This is a genomic window from Pseudomonas onubensis (assembly GCF_965653655.1).
Taxonomy (GTDB): Bacteria; Pseudomonadota; Gammaproteobacteria; order Pseudomonadales; family Pseudomonadaceae; genus Aquipseudomonas.
In genome coordinates, this window is record NZ_CBFHAZ010000049.1 from 1 (window position 1) to 15711 (window position 15711).

Genomic DNA, 15711 nt, shown 5'->3' on the forward strand with positions numbered 1-15711 from the left:
TGTGGGAGCGGGCTTGCTCGCGAATGCGGTGTGTCAGTCAATTCATCTGTAACTGAGCTACCGCATTCGCGAGCAAGCCCGCTCCCACATTTGATATTTGTTGTCTCTTAGTTGGGTTACTTGCCGCCGGTAATCTGCTTCACCAGTTCAGCATGTCCCTTCACATCATCCGCCCGCGAAATCGCCTGGATCACCAGCAGATGGTTGCCCGAACCGCCGAGGAATGTGGAGTTCAGGGTCTTGCCACCGCCTTGGGTAGCCGTGCTGTCCACCTGGCGCAGGCCGAGGCCTTTGAAGGTCAGCTTCTTCTCGTTTTGCTTCTTGAAGTCGGGCAGGGCCGCGCTCTGGTCCTTGACGAAGTCCGCCACGGCACCATCGAGAAACTGCGGGTCATTGTCCTTGATGGTTGCCCCATCGTTGCGCACGGTTTCGGCGACGATCACGACACTTTTTGTGGTCGAGTTCGCGTACAGCGTGCCTTGGGTGTCGGCGGTGCCATCCTCGACCTTGCCAGTCGGCAACGTGTCAGCGACGTAAGCCTTGGGCAGGTTGAAGGTGAACTTGCCGCCCAAGGTCGAGATGGTCTGTGTAGCGGCGGGCTTGCTCGCGGCGAACACGCTACCGGCGCTAAGCGCAAGGGCCAGCAGGACGGCGGTCTTGGTGAAAGTGGCCATGAAGCGCTCCAGGGATGAACGAAGTTGCGGCGTATTCTGTCAGAAATTTCGCTATATCGTTCACCCATAGGCTCACACCTTGTCGGACTCCTCCTCGATCCGGTCCATCTCAAACAGCCGCGCCAGTTCCGTGCGGGCTTCCTGGGCCGATTGCAATACTTTGGCCGCGTCGTCATACACCGCGTGTTGAGCGGCGAGTAACTGGTGGTCGTGGTTTTTGAAGCGATCGATGCGCGCATCGGCCTGGGCCTGGCTCAAGCCGAGGCCGACCAGGGTGCGACGGCTCATTTCCAGGCTGGAGTAGAAGGTCTCGCGCACCGGCGAGGCGTCCAGGTCGACCAGGCGGTGAACGTGCTGGCGGTTACGTGCGCGGGCGATGATTTTCATGTGCGGGTAGAGGCTGCGCACCAGGGCCGCGGTCTTGATATTTATTTCCGGGTCGTCCATGGCGATCACGAAAAACTCGGCCTGGTCGACCTTGGCCGCATGCAGGATTTCCGGGCGCTGCGGGTCGCCGTAGAACACCGGCATGCCGCCGAAGCTGCGGGTCAGCTCGATGGTTTCCACCGAGGTGTCGAGGGCAATGAACGAGATGTTTTGCGCGCGCAGGATCCGCGCGACGATCTGGCCCATACGGCCCATGCCGGCGATCACCACGCGGGGCGCATCGCTTTCGATGGTGCGGTATTCCTCCGGCACCTCCACGGTCTTGGCCTTGTGTTTGAACAGCTTGGGGCACACCAGCAACAGCAGCGGCGTCACCGCCATCGACAAGGTGATGGTCAGCACCAGCACATCGTAAAGGTGCGGTTCGAACAGGCCCTGGTCGCGGCCGATCTTGAACACCACAAAGGCGAACTCACCGCCTGCCGCCAGTACCACACCGAGGCGCAAAGCGCTTTCGCGGTTGAGGTCACCCACCAGCCGGCCCACGGCGTACAGCAGCGGCAGTTTCAGGCCGATCAGCAGCAGGGTCAGCCCGATCACCATCAGCGGCGTGCTGAGCAGCAGGCTGAGGTTGGCGCCCATGCCCACGCTGATAAAAAACAGGCCCAGCAGCAGGCCCTTGAATGGCTCGATCTGGGATTCCAGTTCGTGGCGGTACTCCGAGTCGGCCAGCAGCAGCCCGGCGAGGAACGCACCGAGGGCCATGGACACACCCACCAGTTCCATCAACCAGGCGGTGCCGATCACCACCAGCAGCGCGGTGGCGGTGGACACTTCGCGCAGGCCGGTCTTGGCAACGATGCGAAACACCGGGCGCAGCAGGTAACGCCCGCCGATGATCACCACGGCGATGCTGCCCAGAATCTGCAGCACGTGCTGCACGCCCTGGGCTTCGGTGGTCGGGTGATCGCTGCCGGCCAGCAGCGGCACCATGGCGATCAGCGGGATCGCCGCGATGTCCTGGAACAGCAGGATGGCAAACGCCAGGCGCCCGTGGGGCTGGTTGAGTTCCTTGCGTTCGGCCAGGCTTTGCAGGCCAAACGCCGTGGAGGACAGCGCCAGGCCCAGGCCCAGCACGATCGCGCTGTTCCATGGCTGACCAAACAGCCACAACGCCATCACGCCCATCACCACACCGGTGAGCACCACCTGAGCCAGGCCGACGCCGAACACCGCCTTGCGCATCACCCATAAACGTTTGGGCGACAGCTCCAGGCCGATGATAAACAGCAGCAACACCACACCCAGTTCAGAAAACTGCGCCACGCTCTGCGGGTTGCCAACCAGGCCCAACACCGACGGGCCGATGATCACACCGGCAAACAAATAGCCCAGCACGGCGCCCAATTGCAGGCGCTTGGCCAAAGGCACGGTCAGCACAGCGGCGAGCAGGAACACCACGGCTGCTTGTAACAGGTTGCCTTCATGGGGCATTGAGATCTCCCAGATCTTTAGAGCGAATCGACAGGGCGCTATTAGCGCTTTTTTTACATTTGGAAACTTGTATTTATGTCGCGAAAGTCAATGGATGCTGGCTGTAATCCCATTCTGACAGGGAGTTTACGAAAGTATTAATACCATTTAATTCAATGACTTTTCTGTAGGTCTACTACCGTTTCGACAAATTGGATCAGTTGTCACCACGGTCAGGTATCTCGAATTCGATGCGTGTGGGTCAATCAGGTTGAGCTTCTACGCATACATGGATGAAAGGCTTGGACCACAAGGAGTTGAGCGTGGATAAAAGACTTGCTACTGCCGTTGTACCTCGTATTTCTCCTCTTTTCCTGGCTATCCGCCTTGGTGTCGCGGGGATGTTGATTGGCTTGTCGAGCCAGCCGGCGATGGCGGCCTGTACGCCCGCCAGCCCCACGGCGGGTGCCACGGTGACGTGCACGGGGGTGCCGTCGTTACCGCTGTTTCTGAATACCTTTTCCAGTGCGGTGAATAACCTGACGGTCAACGTCAACCCGGGCGCGCAGCTCAATGCAACGCTGGGCGGCATTGCGTTGAACCTGATCGGTAACAACACGACACTGAACAATTCCGGCACCATCGACCCGGCGCTGCTCGGGCTTGTTTCCGTGCTCAGTGGCGGTGTGGTGGTGGGCAATACCGCGGCCAGTACGATGAATATCACCAACACGGCCACCGGTATCATCCGCGGTACTGGCGCGTTGCTTGGGCTCAACCTGGCTTCGCTGAGTGGTGCGGCGCTGAACGTCACCAATGGCGTCGGGGGCACCACCAACCTCACCAACGCCGGCACCCTGGGGTCCAGTTCGTTGCTGGGGCTTTCGTTGTTTGCCTCTGACACGCCAGTGGTCGCCGTGCAGGGTGGCGGCCAGGTCAACATGACCAACAGCGGTACGCTCACCGGGCGGGTTGCCTTCGAGACGTCAGCTGCGGGTAACACGTTCGTCAACACCGGGACGATTTCCGGCGGCGTGTCGATGGGTGCCAACAGCACTAACACCTTTACTGCGGTGACCGGGTCGAGCGTGTCCTCGGGCGGCGGTATTGGCCTGAGCCTTGGCGGTCTGATAGGTGTGAACCTGACGTTTGCCCCCACCGGCCAGGTGGATGGCGGCGCAAACGGCAGCAACACCCTGATCCTGCAAAACCCCGGCGCCACCGGTAGCAGCGGCACCGGCACGGCGTCCAGCGCCACCTATGTCAACTTCAACAACCTGACCATCAACGGTGGCACCTGGACGCTGCAGGGGCCGTTGGTCAGCGGCAGCACAACGCTCAATGGCGGCATTTCGCAGTTCGATAACAGTGCGACGTTCGGTACCGGGGCAATCACCGCCAATGGCGGGATTATCGAAGCCACGGCCAACAACCTGACGCTGGCTAACTTGCTCACGCTGGGCTCCGGCGGGCTGACGGTGCAGGGCGCCACTACCGGGCTGACCCTGGGCGGCGTGCTCTCGGGCACCGGCGGCTTGACCAAGGCGGGCACCGGTCAACTGATCCTCAATACCGCCAACACCTTCACCGGCCCCACCACGCTGTCCGGCGGTTCGGTTCAGTTGGGCAATGACCTGGCGCTGAGCAGCGGCGCTGTTAACGTCACGGCGGCAACGACCTTGCAGGCGCCCGGTACTGTCAACCTTGCCAACGCGCTCACCCTTACCGGCAACCTGATCACCGATGTGGCCGGTACGCTGAACCTGAACGGCGCCATTACCGGCAACGGTGGGCTTACCCAGAGCGGCGCGGGCAGCCTGACGCTCAATGGCGTCAATACCGGCTTCAGCGGCGCCACCAACCTGGGCACCGGTACCCTGGTGCTGGGCAATAACAATGCCTTGGGCAGCGGCAACCTGAATGTGACGGGCACTGCCAGCCTGAACACCAGCGGCGCCTCGTTACTGAGCAACAACGTGGTCTTGACCGGCGATCTCAGCCTGGTCAACGCCAACCCACTGACCTTGGGCGGTGTGATGTCCGGCGTTGGCGGCCTGACCAAAACCGGCGCGGGCCTGCTGACCCTGGCCGGCAACAACACACGCACCGGCATTACGTCGCTGAATGCCGGCGGCTTGCTGCTCAGCTCCAACACTGCTCTGGGTACGGGCGCGCTGAACACGGCTGCGGGTACTTCGCTGGACACCACGACGGCGGTCACGCTCGCCAACGCGGTCAACCTGACCGGCGCCCTGACCTTGGGCGGCAGCCAGGCACTCGGCCTGGGCGGGGTGATTTCCGGCACGGGCAGTTTGAATAAAAACGGCACCGCCGGTTTGACGCTCAGCGGTGCCAACACCTTTACCGGTGACACCAACCTCAATGCCGGCACCCTCACGCTCGGCAATAACACGGCTCTGGGGATTGGCGGCAGCTTGAACACCGCTGACAACACCACCCTGGATTCCAGCGCAGTCTTGATCGTCAACCACGCGCTGAACCTGACCGGCAACCTGAATATTGCCGGTAGCAATAACCTTGGTCTCACTGGCGTCGTCGGCGGCACCGGCGGCCTCACCAAGAACGGCGCCGCGACGTTGAACCTCAACGGCGCGAACACCTTCCAGGGCGGTACCACGCTCAGTGCCGGCACCTTGAGCGTTGGCAACAGCGGCGCGCTGGGGACTGGTGCATTGACTGTGACCGGCGCTGCAGCGCTGGACAACGGCGGTGGGGTCAACCTGGCCAATGCTATCGACCTGGGCGCCAACCTGGCCCTGGTCGGCACCAACCCACTGACATTGAGCGGCGTGATCAGCGGCACTTCGGCGCTGATAAAAAACGGCGTGGCCAACGTGGTGCTCGGTGCTGCCAACACCTATCAAGGCGGCACGCTGTTGAACGCCGGCGGCCTCACGCTGGGCAACGCTGCGGCACTGGGCACTGGCGCACTGACCGTGGCGGGCGCGGGCAGCCTGGACAGTACTGCGGCGCTGAGCCTTAACAACGCAATTACCCTGAATGCCAACCTGACCGCGGGCGGCGCGAATGCGCTGACCCTCGGTGGGGTCATCAGCGGTGCAGCCGGCCTGATTAAAAACGGTGCGGCCGACCTTGTGCTTAACGGTGCCAATACCTACACCGGCCCCACTGCGCTGAATATCGGGGCGCTGGTGGTCGGGTCTGACACGGCAATCGGCACCGGCGCGTTGAACGCGGCGGCAGGCACCACCTTGCAAAGCGGTGCAGTGGTGAGCCTGGGCAACAACGTCAATCTGGGCGGCAACCTGACCATCGCCGGTGTGAACCCACTGACCCTGGGCGGCACGGTGGCCGGCGTCGGCGGCCTGATCAAAAACGGCACGGGCGACCTGGTACTCAACCACGCGAACACCTACCTGGGCAACACGGCGTTGAATACCGGCAAGCTGGTGGTGGGGGCGAGCGGCGCGCTGGGTGCCGGGGCCTTGAATGCGGCAGGCGGGACCACGCTGGATGCCAACGCGGCTGCCACGTTGAACAACGCAGTCAACCTGGCCGGCAACCTGGGCATCGGCGGCACCGCCGACCTGACGCTGGCCGGTACGATCAATGGCGCTGGCAGCCTGACCAAAAACGGCGCCGCCAACCTGTTACTCAACGGCCCCAACAATTTCCTCGGCGGCACCACGCTCAATGCTGGCACCCTCACGGCTGGCTCCAACTCAGCCCTGGGTCTGGGTAACTTGACCGTTGGCGGCGCGTCGACGCTGGACAGCAGCGGGGCATTCAACCTGGGCAACAACGTTGTGCTCAACGCCGGGTTGACGGCAGGCGGTACCAATAACCTGACCCTGGCGGGTGTGCTCAGTGGGACTGGGCCGCTGACCAAAAATGGCCTGGCCAACCTGACCCTCAACGGCAACAACACCTTCAGCGGCGGCACCACCCTCAATGCCGGGTCCTTGACCCTGGGCAGCACCAATGGCCTGGGCAGCGGTGCCTTGACCGTCGGCGGCGCGGCGACCCTGGACAACAGCGCGTCCTTTGGCCTCGGCAATGCCATTGCGCTAAACGCTGACCTCACAGTCGCCGGCAACAACGACCTGAGCATGAACGGCGTGGTCAGTGGCGCCGGCACCCTGATCAAAAATGGCTTGTCCGACCTGACCCTGGCCGGCAATAACACCTTCACCGGCGCCGTGGACGTGGTCTCCGGCAGCCTGACACTGCTCAACGCCAATGCCTTGGGCAGCACTTCCGGGGTTAACGTAAGTGCAGGTGCCGGGGTCAACCTGGCCGCCGACGTCAGCCTGGCCGGCTTGAGCGGCAGCGGCAGCGTGCAACTGAGTGGCGCCAACACCTTGACCGTCGGCGGGGTCAACACCACCAGTACGTTTGATGGTGACTTGAGTGGTACGGGCGGGCTGATCAAGGTCGGCACCGGCACCCTCAACCTTACCGGCATCAATGGCGTCACCGGCAACACGGCGATCAATGCAGGCACCTTGAACCTCAGTGGTTCCCTGGCCAGTGCCCAGGTCGACGTCAACAACGGCGGCACGCTGACCGGTACCGGTTCGTTATTGGGTGCGTTGAATGTCAACAACGGCGGCCATCTGGCCTTGAGCAGCGGCAATACCTTGTCGGCCGGCGCGCTGAATATGGTCGCCGGTGGCAACCTGGATGTTGCCCTCGGTGCGCCATCCCTCACGTCCTTGCTCAATGTGGGCGGTAACGTGGCGCTCGCCGGCAACCTGAACGTGACCGATGCCGGTGGTTTTGGCGCGGGTACCTATCGCCTGATCAACTACACCGGCGGCCTGACCGGTGGGCTGACGGTAGCCGGTGTTCCCGTGGGTTATGGCCTGGGCGATCTGCTGGTCCAAACCTCGGTCGGCAACCAGGTCAACCTGGTGGTGTCGGCGCCCAATATTCGCTTCTGGGACGGCAGCCAAGCTGTCGCCAACGGTGTGGTGGATGGCGGCACCGGCATCTGGACTGCGGGCGGTACCAACTGGACGTCGGCCGATGGCCTGACCAACTCACCTTGGGCCAGCGGTTTTGCGGTATTCACCGGCGCTGCCGGCACCGTCACCGTGCAAGGCCCGCAAGCCTTTACCGGTCTTCAGTTTGCGACCGATGGCTACAACCTGGTCAGCGGTGTGGGCGGGCAATTGACCGCGATCAATGGTGGCTCCGGCAATGTATCGATGCGTGTTGATCCCGGCGCAACTGCGACCATTGGCGTCAATATCGATGGCGCCGGCACCCTCAACAAGCTCGACACCGGTACCCTGGTGCTTAACGGCACCAACACCTACACCGGCGGCACCTTGCTTAATGGCGGTACGCTCATCGTCGGTAGCAATACCGCACTGGGCGGCGGCCTGTTGACCACAGCGGCCGGGACGACACTGGACAGTAATGCCGCGGTTACGTTGGGCAACGCGGTGCTCTTGAACGGCGACACCACCGTCGCGGGCAGCAACGCACTGACTCTTAATGGCGGGATCAGCGGCGCTGGCGGCCTGGTCAAAAACGGCGCGGCCACTTTGACCCTGGGCGCAAATAACACCTTCCTGGGGCCGGTGGCCCTGAACGCAGGTGGGCTGATCCTGGCCGCCAACAATGCCTTGGGCGCTGGCGTGTTGAATGCCGCAGGCGGCACCACACTGGATGCCAGCACGGCGGTCACTGCCAATAACGCGATCAATCTGGCAGGCAACCTGGGTATCGGCGGCACGGCTGACCTGACCTTGGGCGGTGCAATCAATGGTGCTGGCAGCCTCACAAAAAATGGTGCAGCCAACCTGATCCTCAATGGCGCCAATACCTACCTTGGCGGCATGACGCTGAACGCGGGCACCTTGACCCTGGGTAACAACCTCGCGCTGGGCCTGGGCAACCTGACCGTCGGCGGCGCGTCGACGCTGGATAACAGCAGCGCGCTGAGCATCGGCAATGGTGCTGTGCTGAATGCGGCCTTGACGGTGGCAGGCAACAATGACCTCACCCTCGGCGGCTTGCTCACCGGCACCGGCGCGCTGGTCAAGGACGGCGCGGCCAACCTGACCCTCAATGGCGTCAATGCCTACAGCGGCGGCACCACCCTCAATGCGGGTACCTTGACCCTGGGCACGGCGACAGCGCTCGGGACGGGCGCCCTGACGGTGGGCGGTGCGGCCAACCTTAGCAATGGCACGCCACTGGTGCTGGCCAATGCGGTCAACCTCAACGCCAACCTGACGGTGGGCAGCCTGAATAACAACCTGACGCTGGCCGGTGTGGTGGGAGGGAGCGCCAATCTGATCAAAACCGGCACTGGCGACCTGGCCCTGACCGGTAACAATACCTTCTCCGGCCTGTTCGATGTGCAAGCCGGCAGCCTGACCACCGTGGGCAATGGCGCGCTGGGCGCAGGCGCCGGGGTCAACCTGGGCAGCGGTACGCAATTGAACCTCGGCGGCTCGGCCAGCCTGGGTGAACTCACCGGCAACGGCGTGGCCGTAGTCGGCACCGGCAGCACCTTGAGTGTCGGCAGCAATAACCTCGACAGCACGTTCGGCGGCGTACTCGCCGGGTTGGGCGGTCTCAACAAAATCGGCAGTGGCGCCTTGACCCTCGGCGGCCTCAGCGTGTTGACCGGTGACACCCAGGTCAACGTCGGCAGCCTGCTGGTCAACGGCTCGCTGGCCAGTGTGAACGTGGGCGTCGCCAGCGGTGCCACCCTCGGCGGCACCGGCAGTGTGCTGGGCAGTGTGAACATTGCCGACGGCGGCCACCTGGCGGTCAACTCGGGCAATACCCTGACGCTTGGCTCGCTGGTACTCAATGCCAACTCCAACCTCGATGCCGGGCTCGGCGCGCCGTCTACCGGCGGCACGGCCTTGATTCATGTGGGCGGTAACCTGACCCTGGACGGCACGCTGAATGTCAGCGATATCGGTGGCTTCGGCCCCGGTATCTACCGGTTGATCGACTACACCGGCGGCCTGACCAATAACGGCCTGCAGCTGGGCAGCTTGCCGGTGAATATCCCGGCCACCGACCTGGACCTGCAAACAGCAATCGGCAACCAGATCAACCTGCTGGTCAACGGCAACACCACCGTGCAGTTCTGGGACGGTAGCCAAACCACCGGTAATGGCAGCATCGAGGGCGGCAGCGGTGCCTGGACAAGCGGCGCCACCAACTGGACCGGCGTTAACGGTTCGTTCAACGCCGCCTGGGCGCCAAACAGCTTTGCGGTCTTCCAAGGCGCTGCTGGTACTGTCAGCGTGGACGGCGCCCAAGCGATTACCGGCCTGCAATTCGTCACCGACGGCTACAACGTGGTCGGCGGCACGGCGGGGGCCTTGACCTTGTTCAACGGCACGGGTGGCAACACCGCCGTGCGCGTTGACCCGAATGCCACCGCCACCCTGGACGTCACCCTCAATGGCGGCGGCACCCTGGCCAAGCTGGATGCGGGCACCTTGGTACTCAACGGCGCCAACACCTACACCGGCGGCACCGCTCTCAATGGCGGTACGTTGGTGGTCGGCAATAACAGCGCATTGGGCAGCGGTGCGTTGACCTCGTCCAATGGCACCACGTTGGACAGCAATGCCGCTGTCAGCCTGGCCAATGCTGTGAACGTCAACGGCACGCTGACGGTCGGCGGCAGCAACGCGTTGACCCTGGCCGGCACTGTGGCCGGCACCGGCAGCCTGATCAAAAATGGTATCGCCAGCCTGACCTTGAGCGGCAACAACACCTATGCAGGGCCGACTGCGTTGAATGCTGGCGGGCTGATCCTGGCTTCCAACACGGCGCTGGGTACCGGCGCGTTGAATGCGGCGGCCGGCACCACGCTGGATACCAGCAGTGCAGTCACCGTGGCCAATGCCGTGAACCTGGCGGGCAACCTGGGCATTCTCGGCAGCGCCGACCTGACCCTCAATGGGCTGGTCAGCGGCGCCGGTGGCCTGACTAAAAGCGGGGCGGGCAACCTGACACTCAACGGCAACAATGCCTATCTCGGCGGTACGCAACTGAACGCGGGTGGTTTGGTACTGGGCAATGGTTCGGCACTTGGCACCGGCAATCTTGCTGTCAACGGCGCAGCGACGCTGGATACCAGTGCCGCAGTGGCGCTGGCCAATAACACCACGCTCAATGCTGCGCTGACCGTGGTTGGCAGCAACGACCTGGCGCTTGGCGGTGTGGTCGATGGCACCGGAGCGCTGATCAAGAACGGCACTGCCAACCTGACCCTCAACGGCGCCAATACCTTCAGCGGCGGCACGTCACTCGCGGCCGGTACGCTGACGGTCGGCAATGCCACGGGCTTGGGTACGGGCGCCTTGACCGTCACTGGCGCAAGTACGTTGGACAACAGCGTGCCGCTGGTACTGGCGAACGCCTTCAACCTGAATGCCGACCTCAGTGTGGCCGGTAACAACAACCTGGCCTTGGCCGGCGTGCTGGCGGGCAGTGCGGCGCTGATCAAAAATGGCGCGGCGGACTTGCTGCTCAGTGGTAACAACACCTTCTCCGGCCCACTCAATGTGCTCGGCGGCAGTGTGACCACAGTGGGTAACGGCGCGCTGGGCAACACCTCCGGCGTCAACGTCGGTAGCGGTGCCAGCCTCAATCTGGGCGGCAACGCCAGCGTCAATACCTTGGCCGGCAACGGTGCTGTTCAAGTCGCGGGTGGCAGTACGCTGGCGGTGGGTGGCAGCAACCTCGACAACACTTTCGCAGGCACGCTCAACGGTGCCGGAAACCTGGATAAAAACGGCAGCGGTGTGCTCAACCTGAGCGGCGCCAATGGCATCAGCGGCGCGGCCAACGTCAATGGCGGCGCCTTGAATGTCAGCGGCTCACTGGCCAGCGGCACGGTGGCGGTCAATACCGGCGCGACGCTGACCGGCACTGGTTCGCTGGCGGGCGCGGTGACGGTGGCCGATGGCGGGCATATCGGCCTGACTTCCGGCAGCACGCTGTCGGTGGGCTCGCTGGTGCTGGGCAATAACGCCAACCTGGACGTCGGCCTCGGTGTACCGGTGGTGGGCGGTGGCAGCGGGTTGCTGAATGTCGGCGGCGATCTGACCTTGGGCGGCAAGCTCAATGTCACTGATATCGGTGGCTTTGGCAGTGGCGTCTACAACATCATCAACTACAGCGGGGCACTCACCAATAATGGCCTGGCTCTTGGCAGTTTGCCGGGCAGCGTGATTCCGGGCGATGTGCAAGTGCAGACGGCCATCAACAACAAGGTCAACCTGCTGGTGACTGCGCCCAACACCACCGTGCAGTTCTGGGACGGCGCCAACCTGATCGGCAACGGCGCCATCGACGGCGGCACCGCCACCTGGGGCACGGGCACCACCAACTGGACCAACGTTGACGGCACCCTGAACCAGAACTGGAACAACAGCTTTGCAGTGTTCCAGGGCGTAGCGGGCAACGTGACGGTTGACGGTACGCAATACATCACCGGCATGCAGTTCGTCACCGATGGCTACAACCTGGCTTCCGGTACGGCAGGCGTGCTTAACCTGGTCAACGGCGGCACCGGCAACACGGCGATTCGCGTCGATCCGAACACCACCGCAACCTTGGGCGTCACCCTCGGCGGCGCCGGCACCCTGGCCAAACTCGACACGGGCACCTTGGTGCTTAACGGCACCAACACCTACACCGGCGGCACTGCGCTGAATGGCGGCACGCTGGTAGTTGGCAATAGCAGCGCGCTGGGCAGTGGCGCACTGACGGCGGCCGACGGCACCACCCTGGACAGCAACGCCGCCGTTACACTCGGCAACGCTGCGGTACTTAACGGCGCACTGGCCATCGGCGGCAGCAATGCGCTGACGCTTAACGGTGGTATCAGCGGCAATGGCAGCCTGCTGAAAAAAGGCGCGGCGACCCTGACGCTCAACGGCGCCAACACCTACAGCGGTGGCACCGGCCTGAATGCCGGCCAACTGAGCCTGGGCAATAACGCCGCACTGGGCAGCGGCGCGCTCACCGTCGGCGGCGCTGCGGCGCTGGATGGCGGCACCGACCTGCAACTGGCCAACGCCATCAGCCTGGGCGGCCCGCTGACCCTGGCCGGCAGCCATGACCTGGCCCTCAACGGCGTGGTCAGCGGCACCGGTAGCCTGGTGAAAAACGGCAACGGCGCGCTGCTGTTGACCGGCGCCAACAGCTACAGCGGCGGCACCACGCTCAACGGCGGCACCACCACTGGCAACACCAACAGCTTGCAAGGCGCGATTGCCAACAATGCGGCCCTGACCTTCGAGCAAGGCACCGATGGCACCTACACCGGCAACCTTACCGGCGCAGGCGTGCTGAATAAAACCGGCACCGGCGCGTTGCTGTTGAGCGGCAATAACACCTTCACCGGCAACACCAACGTCAACGCCGGCAGCTTGCTGGTCAACGGCAGCTTGAACAGCGCAGCGGTGCAGGTAGCCAGCGGCGCAACCCTTGGCGGCAGCGGCAGCCTGGGCGGCGCGGTGACGATGGCCGATGGCTCGACCCTCAAGGCCGGGGTGGCAACGCCGCTGTCGGTGGGTTCGCTGGCGTTGTCGTCGGGTACTGCCCTGGACTTCGCCCTCGGCGCACCTGGCGCGTCCACCACGGCGGTGAATGTGGCGGGCAACCTGACCCTCGACGGCACCCTTAATGTGACCGATGCCGGTGGCTTTGGCCTCGGCGTTTATCAACTGTTCCGCTACGGCGGCACCTTGACCGACAACGGCCTGACCCTCGGCTCGCTGCCGGTCGGCCTGGGCAACCTGAGCCTGCAAACGGCGCTGGCCAACCAACTGAACCTGCTGGTGCAAACCACGCCGGGGCAAATCCAGTTCTGGAACGGCGGCACCACCAACCCGGACGGCACCATCACCGGCGGCAGCGGCACCTGGGGCCCAGGCACCAACTGGACCGATCCAACCGGTACCCAGGGCCAGGCGTCAAACAATCAGTTCGCCGTATTCGGCGGGCAGGGCGGTACGGTCACCGTGGTCGGTAATCAAGGCTTTACTGGCCTGCAATTCCTTGACCCTGGTTACACGCTGACAGCAGGCGCTGGTGGCACGTTGTCGCCAACCGGTACCGCAGTGGTGCGTGTCAATTCGGGCGTCACTACCGAAGTGGCTGCGCCAATCGTGGGGGCCGGGGCGATCAACAAACTCGATGCAGGCACCTTGCTGTTGACCGGCGCCAACACCTACGCAGGTGGCACGACCGTCAGTGGCGGTACGCTGGCCGGTAACACGCTGAGCTTGCAGGGTCGCATCCTCAACAATGCGCGGCTGCTGTTTGTCCAACCCACTAACGGCGCCTTCAATGGCGTATTGAGCGGAACCGGCAGCATTACCAAACAAGGCGCAGGCGCGCTGTTGCTGACCGGCAACCAGCCATTCAGCGGCACGGTGGCAGTGGACCAGGGCGTATTGCAAGTCGGCAACGCGGCCAATCCAGGCACGGTGTTCGGTGGGCAGGTGACTGTCGCCAACGGTGCAGGCCTGACCGGTAACGGCAGCGTCGGCGCGTTGGTCAACAACGGCAATGTGACACCTGATGGCGGCAAGCTGACGGTGGCCGGTAACTTCACCAACGCCAGCACCGGTGCGCTGAACCTGCTCATCACCCCGTCGTCAACCGGCTCCCTGGCCGTCGGTGGTACGGCGAACCTGGGCGGTACGCTAAATGTGGTCAACCTGGCGCCGTACGCCGGCCCGACCACCTACACATTGCTGACCGCCAGCGCGGTAAACGGCACCTTCAGCACCACCAACCTGGAGAACCTGGCATTCCTCAATACCGCGTTGAACTACAGCCCAACTCAGGTGGCGCTGGCGGTTAGCCGCAACAACGTCAGCTACGCCAGCGTGGCCGCTACCGGTAACCAACGTGGCGTGGCCGCCGCGTTGGACAGCGGTGCTGCGGTGGGTGGCGCAACGGTGCAGAACGCGCTGCTCAACTCCGATGCCGCCGGGGCGCGCGCCGCCTTCGACAGCCTGTCTGGGGAAATTCACGCCAGCACCGCCAGCGCCATGCTCGAAGATTCGCGTTACGTGCGTGACGCCGTCAACGAGCGCCTGCGCCAGCCCGGCTGCTACCGCGAAGACGACCCACGCAACAGCCTCGCGCCAAGCGAAAACCGCCTGAGCAGCGCCGGTTGCCACGGCGAGATGGTCGGCTGGATGCGCGTACTGGGCACCTGGGGCCACATGGGCGGCGACAGCAACACCGCCAAGCTGGACCGCAACCTCGGCGGCTTCCTGCTCGGCACTGACAAGCAAGTGGATGACGCCTGGCGCGTCGGTGTGGCCGCCGGCTACACCCGCAGCGACCTGGACGCCAAGCGCCGCAGCTCCAGCGCCGACGTCGACAGCTACCACTTGATGGCCTACACCGCGTACCAGCAGGAAGCCTTCGCCGCGCGCATGGGCGTGGCGTACAGCTGGCACGACATCGAAAGCAAACGCGACGTGGCCGTAGGCGGCGTAGGCCAACGCCTCAAAGCCGACTACAAAGCGCGCAGCGCACAAGTGTTCGGTGAAGTGGGCTACACCATTGAAACCGGCAAGGTGGTGGTAGAACCGTTCGCCGGCCTGGCTTACGTCAACTACGACAGCGACACCCTCAAGGAAAAAGGCGGCTCGGCGGCCCTGCGCGGCGATGCCGATCAGGACGTGACCTTCTCGACCCTGGGCGTGCGTATCGGCCAGACCATCACCCTGGGCAACGGCTCGAAAATCACCCCACGGGGCAGCATCGGCTGGCGTCATGCCTTTGGCGACACCAAGCCGGATGCCGACCTGAGCTTTGTCAACGGCGGCGCATCGTTCAGCACCCAAGGTGTGCCGATCGCCAAGGACAGCGCGGTGGTGGAAGCGGGCCTGGACTACCAGATCAGTCAGAATGGCAAGTTGGGCCTGGGCTATTCCGGCCAACTGTCGCGCAACGATAAAGACCATGCGATGACGATCAGCTTCTCCCTCGGTTTCTGATCAAAGCCGAGTACTTTTAACCGCCCGAAAGGGCGGTTTTTTTTGGGAAATATTTCTTAACGCTATTCGATTTTTTGCGCAGGTGGCGGGGTTGTTGCCCTGCGTCTGGTCAGAAGGATGTACAAACAATTTCGCCTGGAACCCGGCTGGCAATACTGCCTTGTCCGAATCTAAAGTATGCC

At 63.6% G+C, this 15711-nt stretch carries 3 protein-coding genes; 1 reads left to right on the top strand and 2 read right to left on the bottom strand.

Going from position 1 to position 15711, the window contains the following annotated elements:
* Nucleotides 1–116 precede the first annotated feature (116 nt).
* Nucleotides 117–674, bottom strand: coding sequence for a DcrB/PsbP domain-containing protein (locus tag ACTD9P_RS16875; RefSeq protein ID WP_438868581.1), 558 nt, complete (start codon nucleotides 672–674; stop codon nucleotides 117–119).
* A gap of 72 nt (nucleotides 675–746) precedes the next feature.
* On the bottom strand, nucleotides 747–2555 hold the full coding sequence (locus tag ACTD9P_RS16880; RefSeq protein WP_438868582.1) for a monovalent cation:proton antiporter-2 (CPA2) family protein: 1809 nt from the start codon (nucleotides 2553–2555) through the stop codon (nucleotides 747–749).
* A 302-nt stretch (nucleotides 2556–2857) separates the two neighbouring features.
* Here ACTD9P_RS16880 and ACTD9P_RS16885 point away from each other — a divergent pair, with 302 nt between their 5' ends.
* The gene (locus ACTD9P_RS16885; protein ID WP_438868583.1) at nucleotides 2858–15529 is read left to right on the top strand and encodes an autotransporter-associated beta strand repeat-containing protein; all 12672 of its coding nucleotides are present in this window, start codon (nucleotides 2858–2860) and stop codon (nucleotides 15527–15529) included.
* Nucleotides 15530–15711 lie beyond the last annotated feature (182 nt).

Bases quoted from the DNA above. Each gene is read 5' to 3' on its own strand.
- ACTD9P_RS16875 (WP_438868581.1), bottom strand. From the start codon at position 674: ATGGCCACTTTCACCAAGACCGCCGTCCTGCTGGCCCTTGCGCTTAGC.
- ACTD9P_RS16880 (WP_438868582.1), bottom strand. From the start codon at position 2,555: ATGCCCCATGAAGGCAACCTGTTACAAGCAGCCGTGGTGTTCCTGCTC.